Origin of the sequence: Virgibacillus dokdonensis (assembly GCF_900166595.1) — a bacterium.
Lineage (GTDB): Bacteria > Bacillota > Bacilli > Bacillales > Amphibacillaceae > Virgibacillus > Virgibacillus dokdonensis.
Window position 1 is genome coordinate 373,073 of sequence record NZ_LT745763.1, and the last position, 14,071, is coordinate 387,143.

At 38.2% G+C, this 14,071-nt stretch carries 13 protein-coding genes and 1 riboswitch; of the genes, 8 read left to right on the forward strand and 5 right to left on the reverse strand.

Annotation, left to right across the window (positions count from 1 at the left end):
* Positions 1–76: 76 nt before the first annotated feature.
* The 5 genes from B2C77_RS03475 to B2C77_RS03495 form a co-directional block, all read right to left on the reverse strand.
* Positions 77–862 (reverse strand): energy-coupling factor transporter transmembrane component T family protein, encoded by a 786-nt coding sequence (locus tag B2C77_RS03475; protein WP_077702430.1) that lies wholly within the window; start codon positions 860–862, stop codon positions 77–79.
* Positions 843–2,495 (reverse strand): ABC transporter ATP-binding protein, encoded by a 1,653-nt coding sequence (locus tag B2C77_RS03480; protein ID WP_077702431.1) that lies wholly within the window; start codon positions 2,493–2,495, stop codon positions 843–845. Before B2C77_RS03480 ends, B2C77_RS03475 begins: the two co-directional genes overlap by 20 nt.
* On the reverse strand, positions 2,492–3,073 hold the full coding sequence (locus tag B2C77_RS03485) for an ECF transporter S component (RefSeq protein ID WP_077702432.1): 582 nt from the start codon (positions 3,071–3,073) through the stop codon (positions 2,492–2,494). The genes B2C77_RS03480 and B2C77_RS03485 overlap by 4 nt, the downstream gene beginning before the upstream one ends.
* Entirely contained in the window at positions 3,066–3,683 is a 618-nt protein-coding gene (locus B2C77_RS03490; protein WP_077702433.1) for a YkoF family thiamine/hydroxymethylpyrimidine-binding protein, read from the reverse strand. Before B2C77_RS03490 ends, B2C77_RS03485 begins: the two co-directional genes overlap by 8 nt.
* Positions 3,684–4,213: 530 nt before the next feature.
* Complete coding sequence (locus B2C77_RS03495; protein ID WP_077702295.1) at positions 4,214–5,443, reverse strand: IS4 family transposase; 1,230 nt, start codon at positions 5,441–5,443, stop codon at positions 4,214–4,216.
* Positions 5,444–5,679: 236 nt separating this feature from the next.
* A riboswitch (TPP riboswitch) is annotated at positions 5,680–5,782 on the reverse strand.
* 374 nt (positions 5,783–6,156) lie between these two features.
* On the opposite strand from B2C77_RS03495, the gene lhgO reads away from it, so the two are divergent.
* From lhgO to yidC, 8 genes are all read left to right on the forward strand, one after another.
* Positions 6,157–7,344, forward strand: coding sequence for an L-2-hydroxyglutarate dehydrogenase (gene lhgO, locus B2C77_RS03500; RefSeq protein WP_077702434.1), 1,188 nt, complete (start codon positions 6,157–6,159; stop codon positions 7,342–7,344).
* A gap of 87 nt (positions 7,345–7,431) precedes the next feature.
* Complete coding sequence (locus B2C77_RS21310; RefSeq protein ID WP_141130674.1) at positions 7,432–7,644, forward strand: response regulator; 213 nt, start codon at positions 7,432–7,434, stop codon at positions 7,642–7,644.
* Positions 7,614–8,144, forward strand: a complete 531-nt coding sequence (locus B2C77_RS03505) for a response regulator (protein WP_254843928.1) — start codon at positions 7,614–7,616, stop codon at positions 8,142–8,144. The genes B2C77_RS21310 and B2C77_RS03505 overlap by 31 nt, the downstream gene beginning before the upstream one ends.
* A gap of 421 nt (positions 8,145–8,565) precedes the next feature.
* Entirely contained in the window at positions 8,566–9,561 is a 996-nt protein-coding gene (locus B2C77_RS03510) for a TAXI family TRAP transporter solute-binding subunit (protein WP_077702436.1), read from the forward strand.
* A gap of 1 nt (position 9,562) precedes the next feature.
* Entirely contained in the window at positions 9,563–10,030 is a 468-nt protein-coding gene (locus B2C77_RS03515; protein WP_077702437.1) for a DUF1850 domain-containing protein, read from the forward strand.
* 125 nt (positions 10,031–10,155) lie between these two features.
* Positions 10,156–12,306 (forward strand): TRAP transporter permease, encoded by a 2,151-nt coding sequence (locus B2C77_RS03520; RefSeq protein ID WP_077702438.1) that lies wholly within the window; start codon positions 10,156–10,158, stop codon positions 12,304–12,306.
* A gap of 215 nt (positions 12,307–12,521) precedes the next feature.
* Complete coding sequence (locus B2C77_RS03525; RefSeq protein ID WP_077702439.1) at positions 12,522–12,896, forward strand: hypothetical protein; 375 nt, start codon at positions 12,522–12,524, stop codon at positions 12,894–12,896.
* Positions 12,842–13,642, forward strand: coding sequence for a membrane protein insertase YidC (gene yidC, locus B2C77_RS03530; RefSeq protein WP_077702440.1), 801 nt, complete (start codon positions 12,842–12,844; stop codon positions 13,640–13,642). The genes B2C77_RS03525 and yidC overlap by 55 nt, the downstream gene beginning before the upstream one ends.
* The last annotated feature ends 429 nt before the right edge of the window (positions 13,643–14,071 follow it).

Here is a 14,071-nt window from a genome sequence, read left to right on the forward strand (position 1 = left end):
TTGATTAGTGTAAACGAAAGAAGAAGCAATGACCTTTGAAAAGTTGAAATTCTCCACAAGAGTAACTTGCACATAATCAAAATTGTCCTTTGTACCAGCTGAAATACCCTAATTTAATTGAAACTATTACAATGATGATGAGTAGTATGATCATACTACTTAAAAATAGCCAATCGATAAAAGTAACGCGGAACTGGCGGTAAAAAATACGCTCCTTTTCCCCGCTGAAGCCTTTTGATTCCATTGCTACAGCGGTTCGTTCTGCTTTGCGAATGGCTCCGGCAAGTAATGGTATTGCGTACCGTTTGTATTGCTGTATGGACTCCTTTATCCCCGATGCTCGATGGACACCCCGTACTTGATGAGCTGCGCGTATTTGCTGCAATTCTTCGCGCATTAAAGGAAGGAATCGGTATCCTGCTAGTATGCCGTAAGCAAGTTTAGGTGGTAATTTACATTGTTGCATTAAGCTAAGAATAAAATGAACCATATTTGTAGTGAAAATGAACATAAATGATAAGGCGGCAAATGTTAGCATACGTAAAGTTAAAGATAAGGCGACGGTGACATTTTCTTTTGGCAATTCCCAAAAGAGAAACTGTGTCGTCACCTCAGGGTTCGTTGGCTCATCTGCAAAGGCGATCGATGTCCAAAGCATCCCAATGGATAAAAGGCAAATGATAAGATAATAACCGATATATAGCTTCCAATTCACTTTTCCAAACAAAAAGGTGAACAGAATAACTACGATACCATAAATAAGTGGCGTGAATGGATCAAATACAAAGGTTAAAAGACAAACAACGATTACCACGGCAATTGCTTTTATACTAGGGTTTAAATTATTTAGTAATGCAGACATGAGAACCCTCCATATGCCGTTTTAATTTGATTCGTGTAGGGTAATCTAAATTCCATTTACTTAACTGTGGCCGCTCCCACAGTTGCGTAGGCGTTTCATCTGCTACGATTTCCCCGTTTTTTAATACGACAACCCGATTGGCATATTTGTCGACAAGGTCCATATCATGCGTAACCATGATAATGGTCGTCCCATTTTTATAGCGGGCTGCTAATAAATGCATCAGTTCACGTGTAGATGCAGCATCTTGTCCAAATGTTGGCTCATCTAAAAATAAAATGTTTTGCTCATCTACGATCATGGTAGCAACACTTAGACGACGTTTTTGCCCTTGGCTTAGTGTATAGGGATGTCTATTTTCCATCCCTTGTAGCTGACAACTTGCTAATGTTTGATGCACTTTTTCTTGAACTGTTGCTTCAGGATATGCTCTTAAACGTAACGTATATGCAATTTCATCAAAAACACGGTCTGTGATAAATTGGTGTTCGGGATTTTGAAATACGTAGCCAATTTGTTGCTGTAATTCTTTTTGCTTCCATTGATCAATGGACCGATTGTTTACATATATATTTCCTGCTGAAGGGAACTCTATCCCTGCTAACAAACGAGTGAGTGATGTTTTCCCGCTTCCATTTGCCCCTGTAACCGCAATAAAGGATGGGCCTGCCCAAGAGAAAGTAATGTCACGTAGAATTTTTTGTTTCTTTTTCGAAAGCTTTACGTTGTGAACTTCTATGATAGGTTCCAATGCGCAACTTTTTTTGGCAGTCGTTTCTAAAAACGTTTGATCCAAATAGGACATATGCGTTGTAAAATCTTCGTATGTGAAAGGGATTTTTGAAAAAACTGCTTGATTATTGTGACACGCTTGTAATGCGAGTTCCGTAATGGACGGAAGTGCAATGCCTTCTAATTGAAAAAGGTCCGCATGTTTTGTAATCGCTTCTGTTAAAGAACCATCAAATATACCATGTCCTGCTTTGGATAAAATAAAGGTTCTCTCTATGAAAGAGACCCACCCGTCCAATTGATGCTCAATAACAATGAGCCCAATTTTTTTATCTTCCTGAATATGTTTCATCGTTTGAATGAATGCCTGTTTTGCTAGTGGATCTAAATTAGCACTTGGCTCGTCTAAAATTATAAAGTCGGGTTCAAGTGCTAGGATACACGCTAGCGCGAGCTTTTGCTTTTGTCCTCCAGATAGAGAATGAATGTTTGCTTCTTTATAAGCGGTTAAGCCTACCATCTGCAATACTTCGTCTATCTTTGTGGCGATTTTATCTTTCGGTGTGTCGATGTTCTCCAATCCAAAAGCGATCTCATCTTCTACCGTCAACATACAAAATTGACTTTCAGGATCTTGGAAGACGACACCGACATGTTTACTCATTTCTCCAGGTTTCGTATCTTGAATCGAAGTCCCAAAGATATGGATATCTCCTGCTATTTCCCCATCAAGTTCGCGAGGGTAAATCCCGTTTAAGCAACAAGTTAGTGTGCTTTTTCCACTGCCGCTTGGTCCGAGTAGAAGCATCGTTTCGCCAGAACGCAAATCAAAGGATAGCTTGTTGATAGTAGGGTGTTCATGCTCGTTAAACCAAAGTGTGAGTTCGCGCACTTGAATCATGATACGGACCTCGCTTTATCTATTTTCTTTCCAAGGGCAAAACTAGATAATACACCTGTCTTAGCTAGTGAGTCACTAATTGCTTTTCCAAGTACACCGGAAATAATCGCGCCACTGATCATTCTAACGATGAGCATGCTAATCACATAAGGTGTGCTTAAAGCAGCATATCCGCCACGAAAATAGCCCCAAACAAAACTAAAAATTGCTGCCCCAACTCCTGCAAGCATTAATACCCATAAGGAATAGCGTTTATATCTTGTCGCAGCAAAAGCAGTCTCTGCACCAAGCCCTTGGATAATTCCAGTAATAATAATTATTGGCCCCATCGCATTGCCTAAGAGCATTTCAACCGTAGCGGCAATTGTTTCGGATAGAAAAGCCGCTCCTGGTTTACGTAATATATAGGCCGCAATAATGGATACGATAAACCAAATCCCAAAAATAAAGTCATAACCAATGGGGCCCATAAATGATACAAGTAGCTTTCCTACTGGGAGGAAAGCTAAATAGACAATCCCAAATACGACCGATAAAACAGCCATAACAATAATTTCTTTTAAACGCCAGTTAGTCATCGCTGTTCACATCCTTTTTAGAAGGACTGTTAGCTGATATTGTCGTCGTCATAACGGTGTGAGAAGACCCACTATGTTCCATGTTGACAAAGACTTGTTCCAAGCCATTAAATACATCCTTACCATCTCCATCTAATCGTGTGGCGTAATGAATGGAGGATACGCGGATGTTTTGCTTTTTCATGGCTTCAATTTGGTCGTAAATGAGATTCATATAGTCGCCGCCACCTAATGGATAGAGAGAAAACTTTCCGGCTACCTCTTGTTTGATCTTATTGCTCTCTGCTTCGTTTAATCGTCGATCATCTTCAGCTAAAAATACATCCCCATCAGAATCTCCCGGACAACCGATAGAATAGGTACCACTAAATACGACATGGTAACCTGTTTGTGTGGCATGAAGAAATAAAGCCTTTGTGACATCAAATACATGGGTGATTTTCCCTCTCACACATGTGCCTATGTCCGTTGTTTTCACCCAAACTTTAGATGTGTCTACTTCTTTTAATGCTGTTGTAATAACATCCACAAAATGATCTGTCATCGGATAAATGGCAAAATCACAGCCAGCTATTCTACTGTTGTGGCAAGTATGAAATGGATTATTCAATTTTCTTCCTCCTTCTATGAATCATAGTTTTATAAATGTACCGCGATGAAATTGTGCTACAAGAGCAAAGGAACTCGTTTTGAACTTTTATAAACAAGTTTTCACATAGAACAAAGGCTCGGGGCGCCCGATTAGCAACGTAGCGAGTGGAACGAATCAACGAAAGTTTTAGGAATCATGCTCCTGCAACAGGAGTATGTCGGCGCCCTCCGGCAAGCCCGTCTTTAGTCGGCCTTCCTATTTAGAACGAACCGATGATGACTTATCGTAAGGCGATTTCGTGAAGTCGCCTAGTTGCTGGGCGCTGGAGCCGGACGTGGCTAAATAACTTAGTTAGTTTATCCACAGCTGCAAAATTTTATAATTTCCCACTAGCGTTGCATAAAAAGTAATGCTTCAAGTCAAGCGTTAATTTTCCATTTGAGACATAGGTAACAGAATTTTCTGATATATGTTATTTGTACACAATGAAAAAAAGACAACAGGCATGAGAGGTAGCCCTTCATCCATTTTTTGAATAGTATATACTTTTAAACGAATGGATCGTATGTTAAATCATCTAAGTGTAACACGTCTCCTGTCTCATATTGTGCTAGGGTCTCTGCAAAAATTCGCTCATTGTCCCACCTTCGTCGTCCACTGGACTCTCGCTCTGGTTCTTTACGCACTTTCAAAATAAAGGTTGCCATGGATTGATCGTAACCATCCTTTATCCAACGCAACATTTCCAGCAAGGTTCCTTTGAAACCTATTTTATTTTTCATTAGGATGATCAGGCAAAAGGTAATCATTGCAAGATAGACTTGATTATAAACGGCATTTTCACTCTTACCATATAATGTTGTAATGACCAAGTGTTGCTTGATCCATTTGAAAAACAACTCTATTTTCCAGCGGTTTCGGTAGATATCGCTGATTTCTTGCGCACTGCGCTTGGCGTCGTTACACACAATCCGAATAGGCTTGCCATTACTATCTGTTGTCTCTATCAATTGTAATGGATGTTTCATGTTTCCGATTGTCACCATGGCATGGCGTGTGATGGGAGAAGATGGATCCACGAGTAACTCTTCCACGACGTGTACCACTGTATTGGCTTTGATACGCGTTGCAAATTTTATTCCTTTTTCCGAATAGGCATCGAACTTCGCAAAGTTGAAGTACCCGCGATCGAATACATGAAGCACATCTAACTGATAAACAATTAATTCATCCAGCTGTGTCTCATCCGCTGGTCGGGCTGGCGTTAGAATCATCTTATCTAGCGAGAGCGTATCATTGCACAACCTAATTGAAGTGTGCATTTTAATCCCGGCTTTTGTTTCTCGAAAATCAGCCCATTCATAGCCACTAAGACACATGGAAATAGTCGATGAATCAATCAAATGCAGCTGAAGCAATGCCTTTCCTGCTTTCACAGGTCCTAGTGTATACTGTACCTTTTGAATGAGATGACGAAGAATAGCTTCTGGTATTTCATGTGGGATTTGTCTATTCTTACGCGAGAGTTGTGACTTACTGATACTGTCTATACCTACTAATCGCTGCACCGTTTTTTTGCGTGAAACAGACTGACTGATTACTGCAAGATTTTCTGATTTTTTAAGTTGTGCGTAAATAAATAAGCGAATATAGGCAATGGTATCTAGCTTTTTCACATACTTGTCTACCCCTTCTATATCAATCATTTTTTGAATAACTTTTGTATCTAATGGATGAATGTATTCCTTGAATACCATTTTTATGGTATGATTGTCCATGAAAGACTCCTTATAATTTGGGATTTGGACAGGACTACCATTCCCTTATTATAAGGTTTTTTTATGCGTTTTTGTATTGATAATTCCTATTATTCTTAGTATTGACACAAGGTGTTTTTTCTTGACTACTTTATAAAAAATTTATGCAACGCTAGTGATAATTTCCTAGACCACAAAAAAGACTGCTTTCGTGAAGAAGGCAGTCTTTACCAAATAGACTATGTATGTTGTACTCTCTGGTTTTGACTGCACTTCCCCACGCTAGTATTATCCAGATCGGGTAATAAGGGTCAGAAATTATCCTCTCAGCCATCTAAAATAGCTCCCCTAGTGCAAATAGTTATGCGGTTTTATAGTTTGTTATAGTGAATTATAGTATAGAACGTCAAAGTTCACAACCAATTCGTTTGAAGCTTATAACTAAATTGCACAGTAAATACCATTTCCCTATCGAAAATAGCAGTATATATGCTTTTGTTTAAATTTGTTTTCGAAAAGGTTATTCGGTCCATTTCATACTAAATAGTATATGGAGATTCGAAAAATATATGTTGATTGTGAAATTGCACAGTTGTTTGTGCTTTAGCTTTATTTCAAGTTGTTAAGTTCAGTTTAAAAACTCGTTTAATTCGAAATAATTATTTAATTAAGATAATATGTTGAATATACAGATTGGAGAGACCTAACTGAAGGAAGGAAAGGGGAATTCGTGCATGTATGATTACATTATTATTGGTGGAGGTATTGTAGGTTTAGCAACTGCATGGCAGCTGAAAACAAAGCATCCGCATTCATCCATTGCCGTATTGGAGAAAGAAGAAGCATGGGCAGCTCATCAAACAGGGAGAAACAGTGGGGTCATTCATAGTGGTATTTATTATAAACCTGGTAGCTTAAAGGCCCAATTAGCGGTGAGGGGTAGAAATTCTATGATTGCATTTTGTCAAAAATATGAGGTGGAGCATGAAGTTTGTGGCAAAATCATTGTAGCTACAAGAAAGCGAGAACTACCGTTTATGGATCAACTGTATCACCGAGGTTGTAAAAATGGTTTACAAATAACAAAATTACAAAGAGAGGAAGTTATTGATCATGAGCCATATGTTCAAGCAGAAGGAGGATTGTATATACCGACAACAGGTATTGTGGATTATCAACAGGTGGCTTATAAATTAGTAGAGTTACTCGCAAACCAAGGAGTTGAGTTGTTTTTAAATACACAAGCACATCAAATGAATGAGAAAGGATTTGAAGTAACGATAGATACGAATCATCAATCTTTGATCGCTAGAAAGGTTATCAATTGTGCGGGATTGCATAGCGACCAATTGGTTAAACAGTCGGGTATTTTAGCGGATGTAAAGATTATCCCTTTTCGTGGGGAGTATTTTACATTAAAAGCAACGAAACATTATGTAGTAAAAAATTTGGTCTATCCAGTACCAGACCCAAAGTATCCATTTTTAGGCGTACATTTGACGAGAGGAATTCATGGTGAAGTGCATGCAGGTCCTAATGCAGTATGGAGTCTTAAAAAAGAAGGATACAATAAGTGGGACATAGATAGGAAAGAAGCACTAGCTACTTTGTTATTTCCAGGATTTTGGCGATTAGCAAAGGCAAATATAAAGGTGGGCGCAATGGAAATGTCGCGTTCTTTGTATAAAGCATTATTTGTAAAAAGTTTGCAGCGTTTTATTCCAGAAATCCAAACAGAAGATGTGATAAAAGCTCCATCTGGTGTACGCGCACAAGCTATGCTTCGAGATGGAACACTACTTGATGACTTTTTTATTATACCCGGAAAAAATGTGCTCCACGTTTGCAATGCACCTTCGCCCGCTGCAACAGCTTCGCTAGAGATTGGTAGGATGATAGCTGAACGGGCATCATTATCATAAGTTTTTTTCGCTATAGGAAAGCTTCATTTTACAATTTTATCACAAGGGGCCGAATTCGGGATCAAGTCCGAAGAGAGGGGGATACGAATGTGTAAAAATACAGAGGTAAAAGTTGTTATCATTGAAGATGATCCCATGGTGCAGGAAGTAAACAAAAAGATGGTAGAAAAAGTAAACGATTTCATCGTTGTCGCTACTGCAAGAGATGGAAAAACAGGTGTCGAGCATTGTCAAATCTATCAGCCCAATCTATATTACTCGATATTTATATGCCTGAACAAGATGGAATTCAAACGATAAAGGCGCTTCGACATCACAATATAAATGTGGAAGTAATTGTCATCTCTGCTGCAGAAGATAGGGAAATGGTTCGCAATATGATGCAGCATGGGGCGTTTGATTATCTTATAAAGCCATTTAAGTATAGTCGTTTAGTAGAGGCATTAAACAAGTATCGAGATTATCATTTTCATTTCTATGGCAACGATAGAGTTGACCAAGAAATGATTGACTTGTGGATCAATAAGCGGTCAGAAGCAAACCATAAAGCGAATGCGCTTCCAAAAGGATTGAATAAGCAAACATTACAGCAAATTACCAACTTATTAGAACGCAAAAATAGTTCTATTTCAGCTGATGAAGCAGCTTCCTGTATAGGAATTTCCCGAGTTACCGCAAGAAGGTATTTAGATTATTTAGAAAAAGGGGGTGCAGTTGAAATTGTCTTACAGTATGGAACTGTAGGCAGACCTGTAAATCGTTATCAGCTCATGCGTAAAGTGAATAAAAACAGCTCTTAATCCATCATATAATTATAGGTTTCACCCTCTTTTTTTAAAAGAATAAGAAAGTATAAAATTTATTGTTGGGTACCGATTTAGCGGAATAGCGACGTCCGGCTCCAGCACCCAGCAACTAGGCGACTTCACAAAATCGCCCTACGATCAGTCACCAGCGGTTCGTGCTAAATAGGAAGGCCGACTAAAAACGGCTTGCCTTAGGGCGTCGGCATATCCCTGTTTTAGTGCCAGGCTTCCTAAAACTTTAGTTGATTTGTTCCAGTCGCTACGTTTCTAAACGGGTTCTTGCGCCTTTGTTCAGTGTAATTAGGAGTAAATATTTTGAACAAAATGTCCAAAACGTACATTATGTTCAAAATATTTATCATTTTACTTGGAAGCGTTATCATTTGAACCATAACAATGGAGGGGGAGAGGAGTTATGCAGAAATATATATTCCTTATTATGGTCATTATAGGGCTGTTTTATTTAGCAGCTTGTAGTGGAGGTGATAAAGCAAATAATCATTCAGCGGCTAGCAATGGAGAGGCACAAGCAATTGTTTTTGGAACAGGTGGCACATCCGGAACCTATTATCCGATAGGAGGTGCTTTGAAGCCAGTTTTTGAAGAAAGTGAATTTGTAAATAATGTAACTGTTGAATCTACAGGTGCCTCTGTTGCTAACGTTCAAAATATGCAGAATGGATTGAATCAAATGAGCATTATCATGAGCGATGTTGGGTTTGATGCAATAGAGGGAACAGGTCAATTTGATGGAAACTCTGTAGATGTGCAAGCACTGGCGGGTATGTATCAAAATGTTGTTCAAATTGTTGCTACTACTGATAGCGGGATTGAGAATGTGGAAGATTTGGAAGGGAAACGTGTTGGTGTTGGTAAAGTAGGATCTGGTGTGGAACAAAGCGCACAGAAGGTACTAGAAGTACTGGGGTTATCCTATGATAATCTTTCTAAAGTTACACATACAGGTTACGCTGATAGTGTACAGGAAATGAAAAATGGAAATTTAGATGCAGCGTTTTTCACTTCTGGTATCCCGAATAGTAATATTACAGATTTAATGCAACAAAATGATGTGGTGTTTGTAGAAATAAAAGCAGATATAGCAAATACTTTGATGGAAAAGTATCCGTTTTATAAATCGTTTACGATCCCAGCGAATGATGAGACGATGTACAATCTAGCGGAGGAAGTGACAACGGTTGGTATTCAGAACTTAATCGCAGTATCTCCTGACTTAAATGAAGATATTGTATATGATTTAACAAAACGCTATTATGATTATTTAGGGAGTGAAGAGATCTCTATTCATGCTTTGAAATATTTAGAGAGAGATCAAATAGCAACGGATTTAGTAGTACCATTGCACCCCGGAGCGAAAAAGTTTTATCAAGAGCAGGGATTGGTAGACTAATGTGAGGATACGTTATGTCCGCCGTGTTTTGCTTATTTTATGTTTCTTGGTTGTCAGTTTTATTGGGATGCTCTTTTTTCCAACGCGAGCCATTGTTGTTTTACAAAATGATGCTATTATTTATGCATTTCCTGAAAGTGAGGGTACGTTTGCGTTGGAATGGGTGCACTCCGTTGAAAAAGAAAAATGGATAGAAAAATTTCGAGTGAATAATTGTCAAATTTTTTTACAATCCACAAAGTTTAAAACGTTTGGAGCAGGGGTGCCTGCAATAACAGAACAAGTAATCAAACAGAAAAACGGCTGGTTAGTTGTAGATTTACATCGAGAAATTGGGAGTGAGCTAGTGGTTCGCACTACAGAAATAAACCATTATAAGTTTATCTTTAAAGGGAAGTATTATCCAATGGCAGCAAGTGATGCTCCTTATGTTATTAAAACGGAACGTGTTCCTTTTTTTGCACTATAGGAAAGTATTTTTGGTGTTTATATTATAAGATAATTGACGGCGTTTTTCGCGATAGATTTAGCGACAAGCCAAGTTCTTCTAATATTTAGTAGTCTGTCCCCAATAAAGAATGGTGAGGTGAAAAAATGAGCGGTGGAGATAAGCTACGGGATTACGAGAGAGAAAGTAACGTACGTACGCATTTACCTAGAGGTGTTCGGATACTATTTGTTGGAATAGCTGTAGCCTTAGGGATTTTTCATCTTTACACATCCTATGCAGGTGCGCTTGTTGATATAAAACAACGTAGTATTCATCTATACACACTAATGATGCTAGCATTTTTATTGTATCCTATAACAAAGAAGAAAAAAAGAAACAAAATACCAATATATGATTATATGTTAGCAGGTGCATCGCTCGTTTTAGGAATCTATATGTTGGTGTCAGCAACTACGATTATTGAGTCAGGCGGGCAAATTAATCATATAGACGTGTATGTAGGAATGGTCGTTATTATCGTATTATTTGAAATAACGAGGAGAGTAACCGGATGGGGGCTAACATTATTAGCTTTCGGTTTTCTTGTTTATGGATTCTATGTCAAACTCTCTATCTACCCTCAATTGACGTGGGACATTATTATAAATGCTTCAAGTGGGATTATATTCCATCTTGTTTACATTACAGAAGGAGTGTTAGGTACTGCGATAGGTGTATCAGCTAGCTATATTATATTATTTATTCTGTTTGGCGCATTTTTAAGCAAATCAGGTATGGGGCAATTATTTAACGATATAGCCATGGCTGTAGCGGGTCATACCAAAGGTGGACCAGCTAAAGTTGCTGTTTTAGCTAGTGGTTTTCTAGGCTCGATTAACGGATCAGCTATTGCAAATGTTGTAACAACAGGCGCCTTTACCATCCCACTTATGAAAAAAGTTGGCTATCATAAAAATTTTGCTGGAGCTGTAGAGTCTGCTTCTAGTGTAGGTGGACAAATTTTGCCGCCAATTATGGGGGCGGCCGCCTTTATTATGGCAGAAAATCTAGGGATTCCGTACACTACTGTCATTCTAGCGGGAATTATTCCAGCATTGCTATTTTATTTTGGAGTTTTATTACAAGTTCATATTAGAGCTTCAAAACTTAAGCTAAAAGGGTTAGACAAAAATGAGTTACCCACTGTGAAGACAGTTTTAATGAAGCGCGGACATCTTTTGATTCCAATGATCATTCTTTTGTATTTATTATTTAGTGGGAAGACACCTTTTTATGCAGCTTTTTGGTCAATTATAGCTACAGTTCTCATTACCGGGACTGGGAGAATGTTATTTATTAGCGGTGCTGTTTCACTTTTTCTCTTGTTTGAACCGCAAATTGTTGCAGTTTTGGTAGGTGCGAGTATACCAGAATTACGTGACAATTGGTTCGAGTTGGGAAGCATTATTATCATTCCATTGGTGATCAATTTGATACGTAAGCAGGCACAAGTAAAAGCGGAAGAAATTCATGTGAGGGATTTTGTAGATGCATTAGAAAATGGTGTTAGAACAACAATTCCAGTAGCCGTAGCATGTGGAGCTGTTGGCATAATTGTAGGTATAAGCTCTTTAACAGGTGTGGCCTTGGAAATTGCAAGTTCTATTGTTAGTATTGGGGATTTGATCCAAAGTCCACTTTTTCAACTGCTTATTACATTATTTTTAACTATGATAGCTTCTATTATATTGGGAATGGGTCTTCCAAGTATACCAACGTATATTATTACGAGTACCATGGCCGCTCCTATTCTGTTACAATTACCATATTTCCGTGAATTGACTGGTGCAGGTGAATCAGCCGTTTTTGTTGCCCACATGTTTGTTTTTTATTTTGGAATATTTGCAAATATTACCCCTCCAGTGGCATTGGCTGCATTTGCAGGTGCAGGAATAAGTGGTGGAGAGCCGATGAGAACAGGGTTTCAAGCAATGAAACTAGCCATAGCAGGTTTTATTGTACCGTTTATGTTTGTTTTTTCTAATCAAATGTTAATGATGGATGCAACTATTGGGAATATATTCGTTATAATGGCGACCTCATTAACAGGGGTATTCTTACTATCTGTAGCTGTAGAAGGTTATTTTAAGCGCCCGCTTGCTTGGTATATTCGAATTATTGCTACGATAGGAGCTTTATTATTAATATATCCAGGATTGTGGACAGATATGGCTGGGCTCGTTGCTTTGCTTTTTGTACTAGTAATAAGTTTAAAGAGGAATAATGGACTCCCGGCGTCAGAAAATGTGAGTTAGAAAGTTTCGATTTATTGGTTTCTCTCAAAATCCACATGTTGAATTCATACTTTAATTATTCATCTAAAGCGACATGTAATGTTCTCCCACTATAGGAGAGGATAAAATTTTTGGTTTAGACTTGGCGACAAGCCAAATTTTTCTAATAATCAAAGGTGCTTGCATCTTATGTTATAATAGGAGAAGTTAAAGGCAGATAAGGAGGTGAATATAAAATGATTGATTTGCTAAATGAACTGATGAATGATGCTTCTCCCGTTTATTTTTATTTAAGCATCCTTTTTACGTTGTCATCAGCCTATTCGTTTACAGCTATTCAGCCTAGACATATAATGGAATCTCGCTATCTACAAATAAGAGAATACCATAATGAACGCTATCGTTTATTACCAATCCAAGAGTTATTTGGCATGTGTGATGAAATTTTCCAATGGGTTGTAAAAAAAGCGAACCGAATTACTTCTCCAGATGATGATGCAGATCACTCTTTCTTCTCGTTAAAAAGCCAAAATGTATTACAACGAGGAGGAAAAAAATGCACAATCATTTTATATTCACATTTTTCAAGAAATACGGAGTTATTAGTTTAGGTTTGCTATTTTTGCTGACGGGGTGTCAGGCAGACGGTGGGATGATGGGTTTTCAAAATCCATTTCCGCAAATGATAAAATATGTTGCTAGTTTGTTTGGGAATGATTATGGCTTATCCATTGTGTTAATAACCATACTCATTCGCTTGTTGCTCATGCCACTTGCATTTAGTCAAATGAAAAAAGGGGCAAAAATGAAAACAAAGATGAAAGAAATGAAACCAGAAATGGACGCTCTTTCACAAAAATATAAAAATAAAAAGGATGCTAGCGCAAAAGCAGCTATGCAAAAAGAAATGATGCAGTTGTACCAAAAGCACGAATTTAACCCAATTAGTTCGATGGGATGTTTGCCAATAATGCTCCAATTCCCTGTCGTCATTGCGTTTTATCATGCTATTCGAAACTCGCAAGAAATAGCGACACACTCCTTTTTATGGTTTAATTTGGGAGAAGTGGATATTATTTTGCCATTTATCGCAGCAGCTGTATATTTCTTGCAATCCCGTTTTTCATTAATTGGTATGGATGAGAAACAAAAGAAACAAATGGCGATCATGGGGTTGATTTCCCCGATTATGATTGGCTTTATTTCCTTTAGTACAGCAGCAGCATTGCCTTTGTATTGGACAGTTAGTGGTACAGTTCTTGTTATACAAACTTTAGTTGCTAAAAAGCTATATTATCGTGAGCATTTAAGCAATAAAGGCAATGCAATGGAGAAGTTAGAAACGACATCATCGTAGTTGCTTACAGTAAGTTGTTTATATTATTGATGGTTGCTTGAAATAGCTAATTGCTTTAAAGTAGTTTGTTTCTTTTTCGTTTTATTATAGGGAAGCATACAATATTTTGCGGCTTCCATTGGATTAAAATATAACAAAGGGTCAGGGCGCCCGTTAGCAACGTAGCGAGTGGAACGAATCAACAAAAGTTTTAGGAAGCCTGGCACTAAAACAGGGATATGCCGACGCCCTAAGGCAAGCCGTTTTTAGTCGCCTTCCTATTTAGAACGAACCGATGATGACTTCGCTTAGGGCAATGGAGTGAAGTCGCCTAGTTGCTGGGCGCTGGAGCCGGACGTGGCTAAATAACTTAGTGAGTTTATCCACAGCTGCTAAATTTTATAATTTCCTAGACCATAAAAAAAGACCAAATCGCTTCTTGATTTGGTC

Excerpts from the sequence above, each read along its gene's own strand:
- B2C77_RS03475 (WP_077702430.1), bottom strand. The coding sequence starts at position 862 with ATGTCTGCATTACTAAATAATTTAAACCCTAGTATAAAAGCAATTGCC.
- B2C77_RS03480 (WP_077702431.1), bottom strand. The coding sequence starts at position 2,495 with ATGATTCAAGTGCGCGAACTCACACTTTGGTTTAACGAGCATGAACAC.
- B2C77_RS03485 (WP_077702432.1), bottom strand. The coding sequence starts at position 3,073 with ATGACTAACTGGCGTTTAAAAGAAATTATTGTTATGGCTGTTTTATCG.
- B2C77_RS03495 (WP_077702295.1), bottom strand. The coding sequence starts at position 5,443 with ATGGACAATCATACCATAAAAATGGTATTCAAGGAATACATTCATCCA.
- lhgO (WP_077702434.1), top strand. The coding sequence starts at position 6,157 with ATGTATGATTACATTATTATTGGTGGAGGTATTGTAGGTTTAGCAACT.
- B2C77_RS21310 (WP_141130674.1), top strand. The coding sequence starts at position 7,432 with ATGTGTAAAAATACAGAGGTAAAAGTTGTTATCATTGAAGATGATCCC.
- B2C77_RS03505 (WP_254843928.1), top strand. The coding sequence starts at position 7,614 with ATGCCTGAACAAGATGGAATTCAAACGATAAAGGCGCTTCGACATCAC.
- B2C77_RS03510 (WP_077702436.1), top strand. The coding sequence starts at position 8,566 with ATGCAGAAATATATATTCCTTATTATGGTCATTATAGGGCTGTTTTAT.
- B2C77_RS03520 (WP_077702438.1), top strand. The coding sequence starts at position 10,156 with ATGAGCGGTGGAGATAAGCTACGGGATTACGAGAGAGAAAGTAACGTA.
- B2C77_RS03525 (WP_077702439.1), top strand. The coding sequence starts at position 12,522 with ATGATTGATTTGCTAAATGAACTGATGAATGATGCTTCTCCCGTTTAT.
- yidC (WP_077702440.1), top strand. The coding sequence starts at position 12,842 with ATGCACAATCATTTTATATTCACATTTTTCAAGAAATACGGAGTTATT.